This is a genomic window from Hymenobacter agri, assembly GCF_054778495.1.
On record NZ_BAAGZM010000903.1, the window covers coordinates 1 to 1,257 of the forward strand.

Annotated in this window: 1 protein-coding gene and 1 pseudogene; both read right to left on the reverse strand. The window is 65.9% G+C overall.

Annotated features, from left to right (window positions below):
- Positions 1–299, reverse strand: a pseudogene (locus ACYVDE_RS23235) (hypothetical protein); the annotation flags it as partial.
- A 182-nt stretch (positions 300–481) separates the two neighbouring features.
- On the reverse strand, positions 482–1,257 hold a 776-nt coding region (locus tag ACYVDE_RS23240), incomplete at its 5' end, for a DUF2279 domain-containing protein (protein WP_460503905.1).

Below are 1,257 nucleotides of genomic sequence, written 5' to 3' on the forward strand. Positions count from 1 at the left end.
GCTTCCTGCAGCGAGGGCTGCGCTGGCTTGGGGGCGGCGGGCTGGTGCTGGGGGCGCTTGCTGTTGTCCTTCTTGCTGGCGTTGGCGTTGCGGCCGGGCTGCTGGCCGGGGCCATAGTCTACGGCGGCGCGGTCGAAGTTCTTGCCTTCTTCCTGGGCCACCACCACCACCTCGCGCCGCAGTACGGGAATGGTAAAGTCGTTATCGATGGCAACTTCCACCAGCTCGCTGTCGAGCAGGCGGGTTACGATGCCTTCTTCGGTGCCGGTCAATAGCCGGACTCTGTCTCCTACGTTCATAATGCTACAAATTTGCGCCGGGGGCGCGGTTCTCCGGGAAATACGGAACCCGCGCCCGACCCGGACGGATTCGTCAAAAGTACGGCGGCCAGTCGGGCCGGCACGCCAATGCGGTTGTGTGCGTTGCAGATAGTCGAAAAAGCCGCCTTGACGGCGCGGGCTACGCCACCAGGAAGTCAGCGCTACATGTAGAGGCCGTGGAAGCCGAAGCCGTTGCGCGGGTTGTACTCCAGGGCCGGGGCGGGCAGGTGGAAGATGCTGAGGGCGTAGAGCACCTTTTTCAGCACCGGGCTGCGGGTCGGAATGCGGCGCAAATCCACGTCGACCGACAGGTAGAACTGCCGGTAGGGATTCAGGCCCTTGGCGGCGTTGGTGCCGTCGTCGTTATACACCATGTCCTGGCCGCCGTAGCCCAGGGCCGGCTGCAGCCAGCGCGGCCAGCGGTTGCCGGGCTTCAGAAAGGCGCCCACGTCGGTGCACAGCCAGTAGGTCTGGCCGTTGTAGTCCTTCAGCAGGCGCTCGGGCACGGTGCGGCCCAGCACGTTGGGGCGCATGGCGGCGTAGCTGGTGAGGTGAAACGACCATTTGGGCATGATGCGCACCTCGTGCCAGGCCAGCTGCTGGGCCAGCAGCCCGGCCGAGCCCAAGAAGTTGGCCGCCAGGTCGGTGGCCGAGGCACCGTATTCGGGGTCCTGCCCGTCGAAGTATTCGATGGGGCTTTGCAGGGCAAACCCCACGAATGAGCCGTACCAAATGGCTTTTTTCTCGGGCAGCCCGGCCCAGCGCAGCATGTCCACCGCGCCCCGGCTTTCCTGAAACGCCCCCCAGAAATGCCCGCACTTGTCGAGCTGCTGCCACTCGGGCAGGTCGTTGAACCAGTGCAGCGGTACCCGGGCGCCGGTGTACCACGAGGTGGCCAGGCCCGCGTACACCGCGCCGTAGCCCAGCACCGAGCCGC